This window comes from Serpentinicella alkaliphila (assembly GCF_018141405.1).
GTDB classification, from domain to species: domain Bacteria; phylum Bacillota; class Clostridia; order Peptostreptococcales; family Natronincolaceae; genus Serpentinicella; species Serpentinicella alkaliphila.
Genome location: NZ_CP058648.1, coordinates 2,943,145 through 2,959,371, shown reverse-complemented (window position 1 = coordinate 2,959,371; position 16,227 = coordinate 2,943,145). Strand labels below are relative to the sequence as shown.

The following is a 16,227-nucleotide window of genomic DNA, read 5'->3' as shown; positions in this document are numbered from 1 at the left end:
AAGAATCTTCGTTAGAAGATTCTTTTATACTTTAATTATATATTACTTTATTTATATATTTTATTAATGGGCGGGCGGTGAAAAGTTGGAACCTGTAAGTATATATATTCATATACCTTTTTGTAAGCAGAAGTGCTTTTATTGTGATTTTAATTCATATAGCGGTAAAGAGCCATTGATGGACACTTATGTAGATATGTTAATTAAAGAAATAGAGTTATATAGGCATAAGCTTTCTAAATATATGGTAAAGACCATTTTCATCGGTGGAGGAACTCCGTCCTTATTAAATAATGAATGTATTACAAAAATAATAGATGCTTTAAAGAAAAACTGCAATATAGAAATGAATGCTGAAATTTCTATAGAGGTTAATCCTGGCACTGTTAATAAGGAGAAGTTAGAGCTATATTATGATTTAGGCATTAATAGATTAAGTATTGGTCTACAGTCCTGTTACAATGAGACCTTAAAGCTTATTGGTAGAATTCATAGCTATGAGGACTATTTGAGAAATGTTAGAGAGGCTAGGGAAGTTGGTTTTACAAATATTAACACAGATTTAATCTTTGCTTTGCCTGGCCAAACTGTTGATCAGTGGATACACTGTTTATCTGAGCTAATAAAACTAAAAATACCACATATATCTACTTACAGCCTTATAATCGAAGAGGAAACTCCTTTTTATACTTGGGTAGAAGAAAAAAAGATTGCACAGCAGGATGAAGATACAGATTTAAAGATGTATGAGGAGGGTATTAGATTTTTAAGAAATAGTGGATATAAACATTATGAAATATCTAATTTTGCACTTCCAGATTATGAATGTCGGCATAATATAAATTATTGGTTAAATGGTGAATATATTGGGTTTGGAGCAGGAGCCCACTCTAATGTAAATAAGGTAAGGTATAGTAATATCAATGATATCACTGGATATATGTTGTCTTTAAAAGATAACAGACTTCCGATAATGGAAGAGATTAAAACTACATTAAATGATGAAATAAGTGAAACTATGTTTTTAGGACTTAGACTTCTTGAAGGTATAGATATATCAGATTTTAAGAGGAGATTTGGTAAGACTCCACAGGATATATATGGAGATATATTATTAGAATTAAAAGAGAAAAAACTAATAGCATATGACAATGAAGTTATTAAATTGACTGAATCAGGGCTGGTTTTATCTAACATTGTTTTCCAACAATTATTATTGGATTAAAAATTCTAATTTTAGTATTGACAAATAATTTCTGAAATGATATTTTATAGTCAGAATAATTAGCACTCAACAAATAAGAGTGCTAATAAAAAATAGGGTGATAATATGAAACTAAATGATAGGAAGCTAACTATATTACAAGCTATTATTCATGATTACATCCAAACGGCAGAGCCTGTGGGTTCAAGGACATTATCTAAAAAGTATGAACTTGGAATAAGTCCAGCCACCATAAGAAATGAAATGTCTGACCTAGAAGAGCTTGGTTTTTTAAAGCAACCTCATACCTCTGCAGGGAGGATACCTTCAGATAAGGCCTATCGATTGTATGTGGATGATTTAATGGAGATTAAAAGAATAGCAGAGTACCATAGGCAACAAATGAAAGTGGATTTATTGAAGAAGTTTGGTGAGGTAGAACAATTACTACAGTATAGCTCAAAGATAATTTCTCAACTTACTAATTATACTTCTGTTGTTTTGGCACCTCATATTAAGGAAAATAAAATTAAACATGTGCAGCTTGTCCCAATAGATAGTGAAAAGGTTCTTGCAGTAATGGTTACAGATACAGGAATTGTGAAAAATCCAATTTTAAAGCTGAGTGAAAAGGTAAATAATAATACATTAGAACGAATATCAAATATTATAAATGCAAAGATACAGGGCAAGACTATAAAAGAGATAGAAAACGATATAGTTCTAAACATAAAAACAGAGATGGGCGAATTCGAAAGCTTAGTTCAATCTATTTTCCCTGATATATTCAGTGGTTTAGAATCTGGGGATGAATTTGAATTGTTTATGAGTGGAGCAACAAATATCTTTAATTTTCCTGAATACAATGACTTAATAAAAGCAAAAGCCTTTTTGAAGTTGTTAGAGGAAAAACAAACACTGTCAAGCTTAATAACTGGTTCTAGTGATTCGGGATTAACGATTTCTATTGGAAGTGAAAATAGCTGTGAAGAGGCGAAGGAATGTAGTTTAGTTACAGCCACATATAAATTAGATGGTAGTACTGTCGGATGGTTAAGTGTTATTGGCCCAACTAGAATGGATTATTCAAATGTTGCAGGAGTAATGCTTCAAGTTAGTCAGTATATAAATGATTTATTAAGAAAAAGATATAAATAGATTTGTTTATTAAAGTAATTGGAGCTTCTGCCATAAATTAGGCAGTAAGCTATAAATAATAAGTGCGAAGTGCATTGCATTTTGCACTCTATCTTTGTATTATAATTTGAAAAGGGTAGGTGAATGTTTAGCAATGTTTGAGGAAAATATTAAAGAGGATAATCAGATATCAGTAGAAGAAATGGATGCTGATAGCAATTTAGAGGCTTTTCAAGAAGAGATGAAGGATCAACAGGAGGCAGAAAGTATTGAGAATCTAAAGAATTTACTTAAGGAAAAGGAATTAGAGAGTATAGATTTTCAAAATAGACATCAAAGGCTTCAGGCAGATTTCATAAACTATAAAAAAAGAGTTGAAAAAGAAAAAAGTGAAATATATCAATATGGAGTTGAAAAACTTGCTATTGATTTGTTAAATATTATTGACGGCTTAGAAAGGGCATTAGACTCACAAAAAGACACTACAAATAGCTTTACTGAAGGAATACAGTTAATATTAAAGCAGTTTTTAGATATATTAGATAAACATGGTATTAAGGAAATTGAGGCCTTAAATAAGCCCTTTGATTTAAATCTTCATCATGCAGTTATGAAAGAAGAGTCAGATGTAGAATCTAATACGGTTATAGAAGTGTATCAAAAGGGTTATACAATACATAGTAAAGTGTTAAGGCCTGCAATGGTTAAAGTATCAGCATAATAACTTAGTTAAATTTTAAAATATAAAAATATATAAATATATAAATATATAAATATATAAATATATAAATATAAAATTGAAGGAGGATATATATGAGTAAAGTAATTGGAATAGATTTAGGAACAACAAACTCATGTGTTGCTGTGTTAGAGGGTGGGGATCCAATTGTTATCCCAAATTCAGAAGGAAATAGAACGACACCTTCAGTAGTTGCTTTTGGAAAAGATGGTGAAAGAATCGTAGGGGAGCCTGCAAAAAGACAAGCAGTTACAAACCCTGATAGAACAATAATATCTATTAAAAGACATATGGGAACCAACCATAAAGTAAATATTGATGGTAAAGAATATACACCTCAAGATATATCTGCTATGATACTTCAAAAATTAAAAGCAGATGCTGAGGCTTACTTAGGAGAAAAAGTAACAGATGCAGTAATTACAGTTCCAGCGTATTTTACAGATAGCCAAAGACAGGCAACTAAAGATGCGGGAAAAATTGCAGGGCTTAATGTTCAAAGGATTATTAATGAGCCAACTGCTGCTTCTTTAGCCTATGGATTAGATAAGGGAGATACTCAACAAAAAATATTAGTATATGACTTAGGTGGAGGAACTTTTGACGTTTCTATACTAGAGCTAGGGGATGGAGTATTCGAAGTTTTAGCTACTAATGGAGATAATAATCTAGGTGGAGACGATTTCGATGAGGCTATTATTAACTACTTAGCAGAGCAGTTTAAAAAGCAAGAGGGAATTGATTTAAGACAAGATAATATGGCACTTCAAAGATTAAAGGAAGCTGCTGAAAAGGCTAAAAAAGAGCTTTCGAGCACAATGACAACTAACATTAACTTACCATTTATTACAGCTACAAATACAGGTCCAAAACATATGAACATTGATTTATCAAGAGCTAAATTTGATGAGTTAACTGCTCACTTAGTTGAAAGAACAATTGGACCATTAAAAAATGCTATGAGAGATGCTAAATTATCAGCAGGGGATATTGATAAAGTTATTTTAGTTGGAGGTTCAACTAGAATTCCTGCAGTGCAAGATGCAGTAAAGAAAATAACTAATAAAGACCCGCATAAAGGTATTAATCCTGATGAGTGTGTTGCTGTTGGAGCATCAATTCAGGCAGGGGTATTAACTGGAGAAGTTAAGGACGTATTATTATTAGACGTAACTCCTCTGTCCCTAGGAATTGAAACTCTAGGTGGAGTATTTACGAGACTAATCGAAAGAAATACTACTATACCAACTAAGAAAAGCCAAGTATTCTCAACAGCTGCAGATAATCAATCAGCAGTGGATATTCACGTTCTTCAAGGTGAGAGACAAATGGCTGCAGATAATATAACTATGGGAAGATTCCAATTAACAGGAATACCATTAGCTCCAAGAGGAGTACCTCAAATAGAAGTAGCCTTTGATATTGATGCAAATGGTATCGTTAATGTGTCTGCTAAAGATTTAGGAACAGGTAAGGAACAAAAAATAACTATTACTGCTTCAACTAATCTATCTGATGCTGAAATTGAGGCTAAAATCAAAGAAGCAGAAAAATTTGCTGAGGAAGATAAGCAACGTAAAGAAAAAATTGAAACATTAAATCAAGCTGACTCTTTAATATATCAAACTGAAAAAACTTTAAAAGAAGCAGAAGGTAAAATTGCTAAGCAAGATGAAGAAAAAGTAAAAGCTGAAGTTGAGAAATTAAAGAAAGCAGTTGAAACAGATAATGTAGATGAAATAAAGAAAGCAATTGAAGACTTAACAAACGCATTCCATGCTATTTCACAGCAAATGTATCAACAGGCATCAGAGGCTCAAAATGCTGGAGATGCAGGACAACAAAATAGAGATGAGAATGTTGTAGATGCAGAGTATGAAGAAGTTAATGATGATGACACAAAATAATTAGCAAGTGAGGACACCCCTTGGGGGGTGTCTTCGTAGTTGCTATTTGCTAACTAAGTGAATGAGGTGGTGAAATAGTGAGTAAGAGAGACTATTATGAGGTGCTTGGTGTTGATAAAGGCTCAAGTCCAGAAGATATAAAAAGGGCATATAGAAAACTAGCTATGAAGTATCATCCTGATAAAAATCCAGGTGATGCATCCGCAGAGGCTAAATTTAAAGAAGTAAGCGAAGCTTATGAGGTATTAAGCTCTCCAGATAAAAAACAAAGATATGACCAATTTGGCCATGCAGGGATGAATGGACAGGGTGGTTTTGAGGGCTTTGGTGGCGGAGCAGGTTTTGAAGATATTTTTGGTGATATATTTGATATGTTTGGTGGCGGCGGTTTTGGCAGAAGAAATCGTGGTCCACAAAAAGGTGCAGATGTTAAGTATGAAACTACAATAACCTTTGAAGAAGCAGCCTTTGGTACAGAAACAACTATACAGTTCCATAAGGATGAAACCTGTGATACTTGTGATGGAACTGGGGCTAAGCCTGGTACATCAGTCAAAACTTGTACTGACTGTAATGGTTCCGGAGAAGTAAGATTTGTTCAAAGGACCCCCCTAGGTCAAATTGTAAATGTAAGACCTTGTACGAAATGTCACGGATCAGGTAAGCAAGTTGAAGTACCATGTTCTACATGTAGAGGTAAAGGGGTAGAAAGAAAGCTGAAAAAAGTAAAGGTAAAAATCCCTGCAGGTGTAGATAATGGTTCTGTTATATCCTTGAGAGGTGAGGGTGAGCCTGGTCTAAAGGGTGGTCCTCACGGGGACTTATATGTAGTTATACGTGTAATGGACCATAATCTTTTTGAAAGAGAAGGATATAACGTATATTGTGAAATACCGATTACTTTTGCACAGGCTGCATTAGGTGATGAATTAGAAGTACCTACGCTGGAAGGCAAAGTAAAATATAAAATACCTGAGGGTACACAGTCTGGCACAGTATTTAGACTAAGGGGTAGAGGTATTGTCCATCCAAAAGGACATGGTAAGGGAGATCAGTTTGTTAAAGTAGTTGTTGAGGTACCTAAAAAGTTATCTGAAAGACAAAAAGATATTATTAGACAATTTGCTGCTGAAAGCGGTGAAGATGTACATGAGCAAAGAAAATCTTTCTTTGAAAAAGTGAAAGAGGCTTTGAAATAGACTTATTTATAAAAGTTCTTAAATGTATATTAACAGACTTTAGCGTTAATTAATCATTTAAGGACTTTTTCAGTACATATAAGATAAATCAAGATAATAAACAATATTTTAAATTTTGGTATATAATGTTTCAATTTTAGAGAATCATAGTATATAATTAATATTTGTAATTAATAGATAAGTTTAACAATAAAATCTTTAAACTAATAATATATTAAGGATGTGATAGTTTGAAATGGATTGAAGTATCAATCAAAACTACTACAGAGGCAGTTGATGCAGTTTCTAATATTTTATATGACGCTGGTGTAACGGGTGTAGTAATTATTGACCCAAACGATATAAATTTTGTGAGTGATGAAGAAAAGAGCTGGGATTATGTAGATGAATCACTATATAATATAGGATTCGAAGGGGCTTTAGTAAAGGGTTACCTATCAGAGACTGCAGATCTTAAGGAAAAACTTAAAATCATTGAAAATCTTGTGGCATACTTACCTAATTACGGACTTGATATTGGGTTAGGAGAGGTAACTACTAATATTGTAGATGAAAATGATTGGGCAAATGCTTGGAAGCAGTATTATAAGACTACAAGAATTGGTAAAAATATAGTTATAAAACCGACTTGGGAGGAATATTCTCCACTGAGTGAAGATTTAGTAATAGATCTTGATCCAGGTATGGCTTTCGGTACAGGTACCCATGAAACAACTATGATGTGTATAGAAGGGCTTGAAAAAGCAGTTAAAGAAGATACTACAGTTTTTGATATTGGTTGTGGTAGCGGTATATTATCAATTGCTGCTGCAAAATTAGGTGCAAAAAAAGTTGTAGCAATAGATTTAGACAAGGTAGCGGTACATGTATCTATAGAAAATGTTGAAAAAAATGAAGTTTCACACATCGTAGAAGTTAAGCATGGTAATCTTATGGATGTTATAACTGACAAAGCTGATATAGTAGTTGCAAATATTATAGCTGATATTATTATTCTTTTAAGTAGGGATATTAAAAACTATCTAAACAATAATGGACTTTTTATAACTTCAGGAATTATATTAGACAAAATCAATGATGTTAAGGATAGCCTAGAAGAAAATGGACTTAAGGTTATAGAAGTGAACACAAAGGGTGAGTGGGCTGCAATAACAGCTAAAGTAGAGGATGAAATGAATGAATAGATTTTTTGTTTCTCCTAATCAAATAAATAGGGATAAAAATGAAATAACAATTGTTGATGAGGATGTAAAACATATTTCTAAGGTTTTAAGGCTATATAACGGAGATGAAATTGAAGTTAGTGATGGTATGGAATACGTATATATTGCGGAAATTAGCGATATTAATAAAAATGAAGTTCTAGCTACTATTATAAGCAGTGAAAAGATTACAACTGAATCAAATATAAACATCACTCTATTCCAATCTATTCCTAAAAGTACAAAAATGGATTATATTGTACAAAAGGCTACAGAACTTGGAGTTAAGAATATTGTACCTATTATTTCTGAAAGAACTATAGTCCAGTTTAGTAATGATAAGGATGCTGAGAAGAAAAGAGAAAGATGGGAAAAAATCGTGCAAGAGGCTGCTAAGCAAAGTAAGCGAGGGATAGTGCCTAATGTTGAAGAGCCAATAACATTCAAAAAATCCATACAAAGAGTAAATGATTATGATTTAAACCTTTTAGCCTATGAAAAGGAATCTAATATAGGTTTAAAAAAGGTTATAGAGAAATATAGTGGAGTAGAGTCAATTGTAAATATAGGTGTTTGGATAGGCCCAGAGGGTGGGTTTGATGATAAGGAAATATCATTACTTGAAAATATTAAAGTTGAAACGATTACATTAGGGCCACGTATTTTAAGAACAGAAACTGCTGGTGCAGCTTTAATAAGTGCTTTAATGTATTCACTAGGAGATTTAGGAGGAACCGAATAAGTGAAAAAAGTTGCTTTTCATACATTAGGTTGTAAAGTTAATCAATACGAAACACAGGCAATGAGTGAAAGATTTATAAGTAATGGTTATGATATTGTGGACGATACGGAAGCAGCTGATGTCTACGTTATTAATACTTGTACCGTAACTAACGTTGGTGACAAGAAATCAAGGCAGTTCATTAGAAAGGTCAAAAGGATTAATCCCGATGCTATCATTGCTGTAGTAGGATGCTATTCTCAGACAGCCCCTGAGGAAGTTGCGAAAATAGAAGGAGTTAATATTATAATTGGGACTAACGATAGAAACAAAATTGTGGATTTAGTAGAAGAATGTACGGTAGACGATAGGATTAATATAGTTGAAGATATTATGCAGGTACGAGAGTTCGAAGAAATGTCAATTCAAGAAATAAAGGACAAGACTAGGGCCTTTCTAAAGATTCAAGAGGGCTGTAATCAATATTGTTCTTATTGTATTATTCCTTATGCTAGGGGTAATATTAGAAGCAGAAAAAAATCGGAAATCATTAATGAAATAGAAAAGTTAGTTGAGAATGGTTTTAAAGAGATTGTATTAACTGGAATACATGTTGCATCCTATGGAAGGGATTTAAAGGATGATAACACATTAATAAATGTTTTAAAAGAGGTAAATGATATAGAGGGTCTTGAAAGAATAAGATTAAGTTCCTTAGAGCCAACCTTATTCACTGAATATTTTCTTAAAGAGCTCAGTAAATTAAATAAAGTTTGTGATCACTTTCACCTATCCTTACAAAGTGGTAGTGATACTGTTCTAAAAAGAATGAATAGAAAGTATACTACAGACCAATATAGGAATATTGTTAAAATTATTAGAAGTGTGTATCCAGATGTATCACTAACAACGGATATTATTGTTGGTTTTCCTGGTGAAACAGATGAGGAGTTTAATGAGACATATGATTTTGTAAAAGAAATGAACTTTAGTATGATTCATGTGTTTAAATTTTCACCTAGAAAGGGAACTCCTGCTGCAGAATATGCTGATCAAATAGATGGAGTAACAAAGCATAAAAGAAGTGTTAGGCTAATAAAGCTTGGGGACGAAATGCAATTAGAATATATGAATAAATTTTTTGGTAAAACCTTAGATGTACTATTTGAAAGTTCTTCTAAGGAATTAGAAGGTTATATAGAGGGAACTACGAATAATTATATAAAGGTTCTATGTTCAGCTAATGAAAATATTGAGGGTAGAATATTAAAGGTTGAATTAACTGAAGTAAAAGATTCTTTTATGATTGGAAAAATCGTATAGGAACAAAGAAGGAATTATGTTATTTATGTGGAATAACAATAGAGTAAGGAGGTGGATGGATGTCTGATTGTTTATTTTGTAAAATCGTTAATAAAGAGATTCCTGCTACAATTGTATATGAAGATAATTATGTTGTAGCATTTAATGATATAAGTCCTCAGGCCCCTAAACATGTTTTAGTTATTCCTAAAAAGCATATTGCTTCCTTTGATCATTTAACAGAGGAAGATAACAAGGAAATAATACCTTATGTGTTTACTGCAATAAATAAAATTGCGAAGGATTTGGATATTTCTGAAGAGGGCTATAGGGTTGTTAACAACTGTGGCAAAATGGGTGGACAAACTGTTGGCCATATACATTTTCACTTATTAGGCGGAAGGCAATTAATGTGGCCACCAGGCTAAAAAAATTATTGCATATAAGCTGAATTTAAGGTATAATAACGAAGTATTGTAGTGATCCCACGTGCATATTAACTATCTATTACATAGGTAAGCACAGCGGGTGCTCGCGGAGGGAGGGAGAAATATGTCAGAGATTAAGATTAGAGAAAATGAATCTTTAGATAATGCTTTGCGAAGATTTAAGCGTCAATGTGCGAAGTCAGGCGTTCTTTCTGAAGTGAGAAAAAGAGAGCATTATGAAAAGCCAAGTGTAAAGCGTAAGAAAAAAGCTGAGGCTGCGCGCAGAAAGAACACTAAAAAGTTCTAATATATGAAAAAGAGGTGAGAATATGTCCCTCAAAGAGAGATTAACTAATGAATTAAAAGAAGCCATGAAAAACAAAGATACTGTAGGTAAAAATGTTATTACTATGATTCGCTCTGATATTAAACAAATGGAAGTAGATAAACGTATTGAAGCTTCTGATGAAGATATTATAGAAATAATATCACGTCAACTTAAGCAACGTAGAGATGCTAAAGAAGAGTTTCAAAATGGCAATAGACAAGATTTAGTTGAGCAATGCGAAAGTGAAATCGAAGTACTACTTAAATATCTACCTAAACAGTTGTCTGAAGAAGAAGTAAGAGAAATTGTAATAGCGACTATAAATGAAACTGGTTTTAATACCAGTAAAGATATGGGAAAATTAATGTCTGCAGTAATGCCTAAAGTAAAAGGTAAGGCTGACGGTAAAATAGTTAATCAAGTAGTTAGACAATCTTTAAACTAATAATAACCCGATTAAATCGGGTTATTTTATTTTTTTGATTTAAAAGGATTTTATTTAATAAATGTTTAAATAATAATATAAAGGAATATAAATAAAGATAAGACTTAAATATTATAATCTAAATGGGGGTGATATTATTGAAAAGAATAAGATATATAGCATATATCATATTTATTTTGTTAGGAGCTTTAACACCATACTTTTCAAGTGGGCAGCCAACTGGAACCAATGTATATGTTATTCCTATTCATGGGGAAATAAATCCTGCGATTACAGGCCATGTGAGTAAAGCAATTAGTGAAATAAACAGAGATCAAAATGCAGCATTAATAATTCTTGATATTGATACATATGGTGGTAGAATTGATGCGGCAGAGGAAATAAGTAAAGAAATATTAGGAATTAGTATACCTACGGTTTCATTTGTGAATACAAAAGCTGAATCTGCTGGTGTTTTACTAACTATATCCGGAGATACTATCGTTATGGCTCCTGCTGGAACTATTGGCTCTGCAGAGACAATACCAAATACAGAAAAGGTCCTTTCCATGTGGACTAGTCTCTTAAGAGGTGTTGCAGAAGAGAAGGACAGAGACCCTAATCTTATAGCTTCGATGGCAGATAGGAGTATTAGTATACCCGGTGTCATTGAAGAAGGCAGGCTCTTAAATTTAACTACTCAGGAGGCCATAAATTTAGGTTTAGCAGAGTTTAGTGCTAAAGACTATTTTTCAATTGTTGAAGAGCTAGAAATAGGAAATGCTAATATAATTGTTAAGGATGTAAACTTTACTGTAAGACTAGCACAAGCATTATCAAGTTCATATGTAGCATCAATGCTTATAACTATCGGTTTTATTGGATTTATAATAGAAATATTTACAGCAGGCTTTGGACTAGGCGGAACGATTAGCTTAATAGCCTTTGCCCTATATTTTGCTGGAGGTATACTTGCTGGTAATACAGGTGCTGGGGTTTTAATAATTTTCTTAGCAGGGATTTTATTATTGCTTATTGAGGCCGTAGTGCCTGGTTTTGGTGTTCCAGGTATTGGGGGTATAATAAGTATTATTATAAGTATTGTAATGGCTGCAAATGATGCTAGAAGCGCAACGATATACATATTTGTAGCACTAGTATTGTCGATAATATTTTTAATTCTTTTGTTAAAATATGGGTCAAGGTCTAAATTTTTTGATAAAATAATCTTAATGGAGAATCTTACTAAAGAAAAAGGGTATCAGGCCAATAAGGAATATGGTCACTTAATTGGTAAGGAGGGGGTAGTATTAACCCTACTAAGACCTTCAGGAACAATAGAAGTTGGTGATGAGATATTAGATGTAGTATCTGATGTCGGCTTTGTTGAAAAAGGAAGTACTGTAAAAATAGTTAAAGTAGAAGGAAGAAAAATTATTGTAAAAAAAATTAACTAGAATTGAAGGAGGTTTTTTAGATGCAAGGAATTATTAGTTTTGTTATACTTATAGCTATATTTTTTATTTTCATTTCAATCTTTTTAAGTTTTGTACCAGTAGGTTTATGGATTACTGCTTGGTTCTCTGGCGTACGAATTGGTATTTTCACATTAGTAGGTATGAGGTTCAGAAGGGTACAACCAATTAGAATAGTAAACCCATTAATTAAAGCAACTAAAGCCGGATTAGAATTAAATATTGATAAGCTTGAGGCTCACTATTTAGCAGGCGGGGACGTAAATAGTCTTGTAGATGCCTTAATAGCGGCTCAAAGAGCCGATATTAATCTAGAATTTGAAAGAGCTGCTGCAATAGATTTAGCAGGTCGTCAAGTATTAGAAGCCGTTCAAGTTAGTGTAAATCCTAAGGTTATCGAGACTCCTAAAATAGCTGCAGTGGCTAAAGATGGTATTGAAGTTATGGCAAAAGCTAGAGTTACTGTAAGGGCTAATATTGAAAGATTAGTAGGGGGAGCAGGTGAGGAAACTATTATTGCCAGAGTTGGTGAAGGTATTGTAACAACCGTTGGTTCTGCTGCAACCCACAAGGATGTATTAGAAAATCCAGATTTGATTTCTAGAACAGTTTTAGGAAAAGGATTAGACGCAGGAACTGCATATGAAATTCTTTCTATTGATATTGCTGATATCGATATAGGTAGAAACATAGGTGCACAATTACAGACTGATCAAGCAGAAGCGGATAAAAGAATTGCACAAGCTAAGGCAGAGGAAAGAAGAGCAATGGCCGTAGCTAAAGAACAAGAAATGAAGGCATCAGTTGAAGAAATGAGAGCTAAGGTAGTTGAAGCTGAAGCTGAGGTACCTAAGGCACTGGCAGCAGCATTAAGAGACGGTAAAATGGGAGTTATGGATTACTATAATATGAAAAATGTATTAGCAGATACTAGTATGAGAGAATCTATATCTGACATAACTAAATCTGATTCTACAAAGGATAAAGATAAGAAATAGCTAATTAAATGCCTTAATTTAAAGGAAGTGTTTATATGGAATCTATTCTCATGTTTGTCGTCATTGCGATAATATCTTCATTGTTTAGTAAAGATAAGAGTGGGCAAAAAAGAAGACCACCCTATATACCTACACAGCCTCAAACTAGTACAAAACAAAACAACCGACAAAACACACGACAAAATACAAGAAAAAACACTACATCAAACACTGTTGGGCGTACGGAACGTAAGGTTAAGGGAAATGAAAATAATCGAAGGCTACCTGATGAAAGAGAAGTCTTTAAATACGAAACTATTGAGGATATAGAGGCTAATTACTATCATTTAAGGGAAGAGGCTAAGCCAAAGGAACAAGTAAATCGATTGACAAACTATCAACAAAGTAATAAGCAGTTTAAAGTGGTAGACGTAGAGACAATGGAACTTGAAAAAGAATCAAAATTAAGTGGTGAGTTACTTAGTTTTACACCTAATTCTATAGTTCAGGCAATAATAATGTCTGAAGTTTTGGATAAACCTAAAAGTATGCGTAGATAATTTTATAATAGAATAACTAATAGCTTAGAAGGAGTTTAAGATAAAATCTTAGCTCCTTTTTTGTATTTATTTTTGTTGCAATTAAAGGTCTATATAAAAATTCAAAAGCATAAAAATTGATATAGGAGGTGGGTCATTTGAATAAAAACACTGAGATTAAAAAAAGTTTGGCTGAACTTTTAGAGTTGCCGAAGGATGTAATGTTAGATTTACCTAAAATTATATTAGTTGGCCAACTTCAAGTATATATTGAAAACCATAAAGGGATTTTAGAATACACAACAACAAGAATAAGGATAAATACTAAAAGTGGAGTTTTGAGAATAACTGGAAGCAATCTTGTAATTAAAAATATAGTTGTAGAGGAGATTATAATTGTCGGCAATATAAATAATGTCGAATTTATCAATTAAGGAGTGTTTTCAATGTTAGTTGTTTCATTATGGAATTATTTCAGAGGCTATGTTATTATTAGGATAGAGGGATTAGCATTAGAAAAATTTATTAATATTTGTATAGCGGAGCAAATATTTCTATGGGATATTAATAGAATAAACTATACGACATTAGAAGCAAAAGTAAGCTTAAAGGGATTTAAAGCCATAAGAAAAATAATTAGAAAAGCTGGATGTAGAGTATATATAGCTAATAAAAATGGATATCCCTTTTGGTTTAGTCGAGTGAAAAAAAGAAAAATGCTTTTACTAGGGGCATTTTTTTCTGTAAGTTTTTTAATTATATTATTAAGCTTTATTTATAGAATTGAAATTCAAGGAAATATGGTAGTTTCAAATGATGAAATAATGAGTTCCTTGTACAATTCGGGGCTTAAAGTAGGGACAAATAGATATGGACTAGATTTAAGGGATATAGAAAACAATGTGTTAATGGAAATAAACGAACTATCATGGGTGGGTATCGAAATTAATGGTATTACTGCTAAAATTAAAGTTGTTGAAAAGGTATTTCCACCAGAAAAAATTGATAAAGAAACTCCTACTAATGTAGTAGCAAAAACAAATGGTGTAATTCATAAAGTTATAGCAAGAAATGGAGATGCGGTGGTCAAAGTGGGGGATATAGTAGAGCCTGGGGATTTACTTATAACAGGTGTTGTAAAGAGACAAAATCTAGAAAACCCAATATATGTGCACGCATATGGAGAAGTTTTTGCTAAGACTTACTACGAAACAACTAAATATATGAATCTAATAGAGATAAAAAAAGAAAAAACTGATAAAATGATTACTAGAAGGACTATTAAAATAGGGGATATGGTCATAGCTTTTAGTCGGGGTAACATACCATTTAATAATTATGTTGTAGAGAGTAATGTTAAAAGCCTATTAAATTGGAAGAAAGTAAATTTTCCTGTAGAAATAATTACCGATGAATATTATGAGGCTATAGATTACGAATTTAAAGTAGATATTAATGAGGCTAAAAATAAGTTGCATGAGCAAGCAATTGAGGAGTTAGTCCCTAAAATTCCTGAAGAAAGTGAAATGGTGCATTCCCTAGTAAACTTTTCTCGAAAGGGTGATGTACTTTATTTAGATTTAGTAATAGAAACAATAGAAGAAATAGGAAAACAAATAATCATAAATTATTGACGGGAGGATTAATCATTGAGTGAAAAACAATTAAGATTACCAGTTGAAGATGAAATATTTATTCGAGAATTGTTTGGGGATTTTGATAGCAATAAAAAAGTTATTGAAAGCACCCTAAATATAAATATAGTGTTGAGAGAAGATGAGTTAGTATTAATTGGCGAGGAGAAAAGCCTTTCCATAGCAAGGTGTTTAATCAATGAATTATTTAAGATTAGAAAAGAAGGAGAAAGCTTAAATAGTCAAAAAATAAGCTATGTTATGAACCTAGTTTTAGAAGGTAATAATAGTGAAATTAATAAATTATTAGGTGAAGCCATATTAATAAATCATAAGGGTAAGCCCATTAAGCCAAAAACTATAGGACAGAAAAGCTACATTAGCGTAATAGAAAAAAAGGATCTTGCATTTGGTATTGGACCAGCAGGAACAGGAAAAACATATTTGGCTGTAGCAATGGCAGTTAAAGCACTAAAGGAGCAAAGAATTAATAGAATAGTTTTAACGAGACCTGCAGTTGAGGCAGGGGAAAGTCTAGGTTTTTTACCGGGAGATTTAAAGGATAAAGTTGATCCTTATTTAAGACCGTTATATGATAGTTTATTTGATCTTTTAGGCCAAGAAAAATATTTGAAATATATGGAAAGAGGTGTTATAGAAGTTGCACCTTTAGCCTATATGAGGGGAAGAACATTAAATAATTCCTTTGTAATTTTGGATGAGGCTCAAAATACAACAAAGGAACAAATGAAAATGTTTGTTACAAGGCTTGGAATAGGGTCAAAGGCAGTTATTACTGGAGATATTACTCAGATAGATTTGCCTAGAGGTAAATTTTCAGGTTTGAAAAATGCTATTCAGGTTCTAAGTGATATAGAAGAAATTGGTTTTTGCTATTTATCAGACAAGGATGTAGTAAGACATCAGTTAGTACAAAAGATTATAAAGGCTTATGATAAATTTGAAAAAGAAAAGAACTAGGTTGCGGTTCTACAAGATTAACGGGGGTGA

General features: G+C 32.4%; 17 protein-coding genes. All 17 read left to right on the top strand.

All coding sequences use genetic code 11. The features are described from left to right. Positions 1-85: 85 nt before the first annotated feature. Positions 86-1,225 (top strand): radical SAM family heme chaperone HemW, encoded by a 1,140-nt coding sequence (gene hemW, locus HZR23_RS15105; protein ID WP_132847313.1) that lies wholly within the window; start codon positions 86-88, stop codon positions 1,223-1,225. 105 nt (positions 1,226-1,330) lie between these two features. Then, positions 1,331-2,362: a heat-inducible transcriptional repressor HrcA gene (gene hrcA, locus HZR23_RS15100; RefSeq protein WP_132847312.1), complete on the top strand. Its 1,032-nt coding sequence runs from the start codon at positions 1,331-1,333 to the stop codon at positions 2,360-2,362. A 133-nt stretch (positions 2,363-2,495) separates the two neighbouring features. Further along, the gene (grpE, locus tag HZR23_RS15095) at positions 2,496-3,062 is read left to right on the top strand and encodes a nucleotide exchange factor GrpE (RefSeq protein ID WP_132847311.1); all 567 of its coding nucleotides are present in this window, start codon (positions 2,496-2,498) and stop codon (positions 3,060-3,062) included. Between the two features lie 92 nt (positions 3,063-3,154). Then, positions 3,155-4,987, top strand: a complete 1,833-nt coding sequence (dnaK, locus tag HZR23_RS15090; protein ID WP_132847310.1) for a molecular chaperone DnaK — start codon at positions 3,155-3,157, stop codon at positions 4,985-4,987. A gap of 74 nt (positions 4,988-5,061) precedes the next feature. Then, positions 5,062-6,186 (top strand): molecular chaperone DnaJ, encoded by a 1,125-nt coding sequence (dnaJ, locus tag HZR23_RS15085; RefSeq protein ID WP_165913589.1) that lies wholly within the window; start codon positions 5,062-5,064, stop codon positions 6,184-6,186. A 230-nt stretch (positions 6,187-6,416) separates the two neighbouring features. Then, positions 6,417-7,370 carry a 50S ribosomal protein L11 methyltransferase gene (gene prmA, locus HZR23_RS15080; protein ID WP_132847308.1) on the top strand — a complete coding sequence of 318 codons (954 nt, stop codon included), beginning with the start codon at positions 6,417-6,419 and terminating at the stop codon, positions 7,368-7,370. Continuing rightward, on the top strand, positions 7,363-8,130 hold the full coding sequence (locus HZR23_RS15075; RefSeq protein WP_132847307.1) for a 16S rRNA (uracil(1498)-N(3))-methyltransferase: 768 nt from the start codon (positions 7,363-7,365) through the stop codon (positions 8,128-8,130). The genes prmA and HZR23_RS15075 overlap by 8 nt, the downstream gene beginning before the upstream one ends. Next, entirely contained in the window at positions 8,131-9,432 is a 1,302-nt protein-coding gene (gene mtaB / locus HZR23_RS15070; protein WP_132847306.1) for a tRNA (N(6)-L-threonylcarbamoyladenosine(37)-C(2))-methylthiotransferase MtaB, read from the top strand. Positions 9,433-9,491: 59 nt separating this feature from the next. Further along, on the top strand, positions 9,492-9,839 hold the full coding sequence (locus tag HZR23_RS15065; protein ID WP_132847305.1) for a histidine triad nucleotide-binding protein: 348 nt from the start codon (positions 9,492-9,494) through the stop codon (positions 9,837-9,839). A gap of 124 nt (positions 9,840-9,963) precedes the next feature. Next, positions 9,964-10,146 carry a 30S ribosomal protein S21 gene (gene rpsU, locus HZR23_RS15060; RefSeq protein ID WP_089285288.1) on the top strand — a complete coding sequence of 61 codons (183 nt, stop codon included), beginning with the start codon at positions 9,964-9,966 and terminating at the stop codon, positions 10,144-10,146. A gap of 22 nt (positions 10,147-10,168) precedes the next feature. Continuing rightward, positions 10,169-10,612: a GatB/YqeY domain-containing protein gene (locus HZR23_RS15055; protein ID WP_132847304.1), complete on the top strand. Its 444-nt coding sequence runs from the start codon at positions 10,169-10,171 to the stop codon at positions 10,610-10,612. A 137-nt stretch (positions 10,613-10,749) separates the two neighbouring features. Continuing rightward, positions 10,750-12,048: an NfeD family protein gene (locus HZR23_RS15050; RefSeq protein ID WP_330571365.1), complete on the top strand. Its 1,299-nt coding sequence runs from the start codon at positions 10,750-10,752 to the stop codon at positions 12,046-12,048. Between the two features lie 20 nt (positions 12,049-12,068). Then, the gene (gene floA, locus HZR23_RS15045) at positions 12,069-13,064 is read left to right on the top strand and encodes a flotillin-like protein FloA (protein ID WP_132847302.1); all 996 of its coding nucleotides are present in this window, start codon (positions 12,069-12,071) and stop codon (positions 13,062-13,064) included. A 35-nt stretch (positions 13,065-13,099) separates the two neighbouring features. After that, positions 13,100-13,603, top strand: a complete 504-nt coding sequence (locus HZR23_RS15040; protein WP_132847301.1) for a hypothetical protein — start codon at positions 13,100-13,102, stop codon at positions 13,601-13,603. A 137-nt stretch (positions 13,604-13,740) separates the two neighbouring features. Beyond that, the gene (gene yqfC / locus HZR23_RS15035; RefSeq protein ID WP_132847300.1) at positions 13,741-14,016 is read left to right on the top strand and encodes a sporulation protein YqfC; all 276 of its coding nucleotides are present in this window, start codon (positions 13,741-13,743) and stop codon (positions 14,014-14,016) included. A gap of 12 nt (positions 14,017-14,028) precedes the next feature. Further along, the gene (gene yqfD, locus HZR23_RS15030; RefSeq protein ID WP_132847299.1) at positions 14,029-15,216 is read left to right on the top strand and encodes a sporulation protein YqfD; all 1,188 of its coding nucleotides are present in this window, start codon (positions 14,029-14,031) and stop codon (positions 15,214-15,216) included. A gap of 15 nt (positions 15,217-15,231) precedes the next feature. Beyond that, entirely contained in the window at positions 15,232-16,197 is a 966-nt protein-coding gene (locus HZR23_RS15025) for a PhoH family protein (protein WP_132847298.1), read from the top strand. Positions 16,198-16,227: the final 30 nt, after the last annotated feature.

What these genes read in the sequence shown, in the direction of transcription:
- HZR23_RS15055 (WP_132847304.1), top strand. Translation starts at nt 10,169, where the DNA reads ATGTCCCTCAAAGAGAGATTAACTAATGAATTAAAAGAAGCCATGAAA.
- dnaK (WP_132847310.1), top strand. Translation starts at nt 3,155, where the DNA reads ATGAGTAAAGTAATTGGAATAGATTTAGGAACAACAAACTCATGTGTT.
- HZR23_RS15040 (WP_132847301.1), top strand. Translation starts at nt 13,100, where the DNA reads ATGGAATCTATTCTCATGTTTGTCGTCATTGCGATAATATCTTCATTG.
- rpsU (WP_089285288.1), top strand. Translation starts at nt 9,964, where the DNA reads ATGTCAGAGATTAAGATTAGAGAAAATGAATCTTTAGATAATGCTTTG.
- hrcA (WP_132847312.1), top strand. Translation starts at nt 1,331, where the DNA reads ATGAAACTAAATGATAGGAAGCTAACTATATTACAAGCTATTATTCAT.
- HZR23_RS15065 (WP_132847305.1), top strand. Translation starts at nt 9,492, where the DNA reads ATGTCTGATTGTTTATTTTGTAAAATCGTTAATAAAGAGATTCCTGCT.
- grpE (WP_132847311.1), top strand. Translation starts at nt 2,496, where the DNA reads ATGTTTGAGGAAAATATTAAAGAGGATAATCAGATATCAGTAGAAGAA.
- HZR23_RS15075 (WP_132847307.1), top strand. Translation starts at nt 7,363, where the DNA reads ATGAATAGATTTTTTGTTTCTCCTAATCAAATAAATAGGGATAAAAAT.
- floA (WP_132847302.1), top strand. Translation starts at nt 12,069, where the DNA reads ATGCAAGGAATTATTAGTTTTGTTATACTTATAGCTATATTTTTTATT.
- yqfD (WP_132847299.1), top strand. Translation starts at nt 14,029, where the DNA reads ATGTTAGTTGTTTCATTATGGAATTATTTCAGAGGCTATGTTATTATT.